Annotated in this window: 2 protein-coding genes; both read left to right on the forward strand. The window is 71.1% G+C overall.

Going from position 1 to position 3,358, the window contains the following annotated elements; all coding sequences use genetic code 11:
* Nucleotides 1–406 precede the first annotated feature (406 nt).
* The gene (locus tag D588_RS0122410) at nt 407–1,084 is read left to right on the forward strand and encodes a uracil-DNA glycosylase family protein (RefSeq protein ID WP_017917594.1); all 678 of its coding nucleotides are present in this window, start codon (nt 407–409) and stop codon (nt 1,082–1,084) included.
* A 65-nt stretch (nt 1,085–1,149) separates the two neighbouring features.
* Nucleotides 1,150–3,358, forward strand: a 2,209-nt coding sequence (gene yccS, locus D588_RS0122415; protein ID WP_017917595.1) for a YccS family putative transporter, incomplete at its 3' end; no start/stop codon positions are given.

The raw sequence follows: 3,358 nt of genomic DNA on the forward strand, positions 1-3,358 counted from the left end.
GCGAGCAGGGGGCGTAGCGCGTCGCAACGGGCAGGAGCGGCTTCGGCCGCGACGAGCAAAGCCCGATGCCGGCTGACACCATCCGGCGTCGGGACTGAAGTCCCTCCCACAAGGACATCCGATCCACTCTCTGTGGGAGCGGCTTCAGCCGCAACGAGCAAAGCCCGATGCCGGCTGACACCACCCGGCGTCGGGACTGAAGTCCCTCCCACAAGGACACCCGATCCACTCCCTGTGGGAGCGGCTTCAGCCGCGACGAGCAAAGCCCGATGCCGGCTGACACTACCCGGCGTCGGGACTGAAGTCCCTCCCACAAGGAGCGCACACCGCTCTCGCGTGGAAGCCCGCACGCAGCCACCATCGCCGCTGCGCTAGCCTGGATTCCCCACCGATTCGCACACGCTCCATGGCCCTCTCCCCCGCTCTCCGCACCCGCTTCCGCGCGCTCGCCGCGCAGACCGACGGCATCGATACCGCGGCCTATGCCGCCTGCGGCAAGGATCCGCTCGATCCCATCATCGGCCTCGGCCGCCGCGATGCGAAGGTGTGCATCCTCGGTCGCGACCCGGGCCGCAGCGAGGTGGAACACGGCGCGCCCTTCGTCGGCAGCGGCGGCCAGCTGGTGCGCAAGGCGCTGTACCGACACCTGCACCACGGGGCGGAGATGCCCGACTTCGCCGCCGGGCTCGAGGCCGGCCGCGTCGCCTTCTGGCTCAACACCGTGCCGTACAAGCCGGTGGGCAACAAGGCGTGGTCGATGCCGGTGAAGCGCCGCTTCCATCCGCTGATGCGGCACCTGCTGCTCGAGCAGTGGCGCGGCGATGCCATCCTCACCCTCGGCCGCGAAGCCTTCCTGTGGTTCGGCATCGACCAGCCGCGCGAGGTGCGCGCGGCGCTGGAGGCGTTCTGGACGCGTGAGGACCGCTTCCAGGCGCAGACCGAGGTGAAGCTGCACAGCGAGGACGGCCGCCGCAGCCACCGCGTGGTGCTGCATCCGCTGCCGCATCCCTCGCCACTCAACCAGACCTGGTACAAGCGCTTCCCGGCACTGCTGGACGCCCGGCTGCGGCACCTGGAGGTCTAAGCGCCCGCGTGCATCCATCCTCCCGAGGGGGATCGCATACAGCGACGGTGCGTTATCGTGGCGCGGTGCCGACCCCCTCGATCGAAACCCGCCTGAGCCGCCTGTGGGCCCATGAAAAGGCCAGCTACGGGCTGCGCGTGTTCATCGCGCTGGCGGTGGCGATGGGCGTGTGCTGGCACCTGCAGCAACTGGAGGCGGTGCCGGCGATCTTCCTGGGCACCATCGCCAGCGCCATCGCCGAAACCGACGACAACTGGCTGGGCCGGATCAAGTCGGTGCTGCTGTCGCTGCTGTGTTTCGCCGCCGCCGCGGCCGCGGTGGTACTGCTGTTCCCGTATCCGTGGCCATTCGCGGCCGGCCTGGCGCTGTCCACCTTCGCCCTGACCCTGCTCGGCGCGCTCGGCGAGCGCTACGCCTCCATCGCCCAGGCCACGGTGGCGCTGGCGATCTACGCGATGATCGGCCTGGATCACGGCACCCAGAACGGCCATGTCGGCGGCAACGCCTGGCACGGCGTGGCCTTGCTGCTGCTCGGCGCCGGCTGGTACGCGGTGCTGTCGGTGCTGTGGACGGTGCTGTTCGCCAACCGGCCGGTACGCGAGCGCCTGTCGCGGCTGTACCTGGAGCTGGGCCGCTACCTGCGGCTCAAGGCGGCCCTGTTCGAGCCGGTGCGGCAGAGCGACCTGCACGCGCGGCGGCTGGCGCTGGCCGAGCAGAACGCGCAGGTGGTGGCCGCACTCAACGCGGCCAAGACCGCGATCATCAGCCGCTTCGGCCGCTCCGGCCGGCCCGGCGTGCAGTCGGGCCTGTATTTCCGCCTGTACTATATGGCGCAGGACTTCCACGAGCGCGCCAGTTCCTCGCACTACCCGTACGAGGCGCTGACCGACGCGTTCTTCCACAGCGACGTGCTGTACCGCTGCCAGCGCCTGCTGGCCCTGCAGGGCAAGGCCTGCGCGGCGCTGGGCGAGGCGATCCGGCTGCGCCAGCCGTTCGACTACGGCGAGCAGACCCAGCAGGCCACCACCGACCTGCGCGAGTCGCTGGATTTCCTGCACGCCCGTGGCGACCCACGGCAGGCGCGGCTGCTCGGCTCGCTGGAATTGCTGGTGACCAACCTGCACAGCATCGAGCGGCGCCTGGCCGAGGCCGCGCAATCGGACACCACCAGCGACGCCCTCGACACCCGCCTGCGCGACTCCTCGCCGCACACCCTGCGCGAGATGCTGCGGCGCCTGGGCCAGCAGCTCACGCCCGGCTCGGTGCTGTTCCGGCACGGCCTGCGCATGGCGATCGCGCTGGTGCTGGGCTACGCCATCATGCAGTCGATCCACGCCAGCAACGGCTACTGGATCCTGCTGACCACCGCCTTCGTGTGCCGGCCCAACTACGGCGCCACCCGCCTGCGCCTGGCCCAGCGCATCGCCGGCACCCTGATCGGCCTGGGCGCGGCGTGGGCGCTGATGCAGCTGTTCCCGGGCACCGAGCTGCAGTTGCTGTTCGCCCTGCTCGGCACGCTGGTGTTCTTCGTCACCCGCACCGACCGCTACATGCTCGCCACCGCGGCGATCACGGTGATGGCGCTGTTCTGCTTCAACCTGATCGGCGACGGTTTCATGCTGATCTGGCCGCGCCTGCTCGACACCCTGATCGGCTGCGCGATCGCCGCCGCCGCCTCGTTCCTGATCCTGCCGGACTGGCAGGGCCGGCGCCTCAACCAGGTGCTGGCGACGGTGCTGTCCAGCAGCGCGCGCTACCTGGCGCAGGTGCTGGAGCAGTACCGCAGCGGCATGCGCGACGACCTGCCCTACCGCATCGCCCGCCGCGACATGCACAACGCCGACGCCGCGCTGTCGGTGGCGCTGTCGAACATGCTGCGCGAGCCCGGCCGCTACCGCCGCAACCTGGATGCCGGCTTCCGCTTCCTGGCCCTGTCCAACACCCTGCTCGGCTATCTGTCGGCGCTGGGCGCGCACCGTGCGGCGCTGGCCGGCGAGACCGACCCGGACATCGCCCGCGCCGGCGACTACCTGCCGCAGGCGCTGGGCGCGCTGGCCGACGCACTGGCCGAACGACGTGCGCTGCCGGCCGCCGACGAGCCGGCCGAGATCGCGCTGGCCGAGGCGCTGGAACGCGAGGACGGCATCGACGAGGCCAAGCGCCGGCTGGTGCGCAACCAGCTCGCGCTGACCCTGCGCCTGCTGCCCAAGCTGCGCGACGCCGCGCAGGCGGTCACTGCCGCGACGGTACCGCCGGCGCCGGCGTCGGCGCTTG

Origin of the sequence: Xanthomonas sp. SHU 308 (assembly GCF_000364645.1) — a bacterium.
GTDB lineage: Bacteria > Pseudomonadota > Gammaproteobacteria > Xanthomonadales > Xanthomonadaceae > Xanthomonas_A > Xanthomonas_A sontii.

Excerpts from the sequence above, each read along its gene's own strand:
- D588_RS0122410 (WP_017917594.1), top strand. The coding sequence starts at position 407 with ATGGCCCTCTCCCCCGCTCTCCGCACCCGCTTCCGCGCGCTCGCCGCG.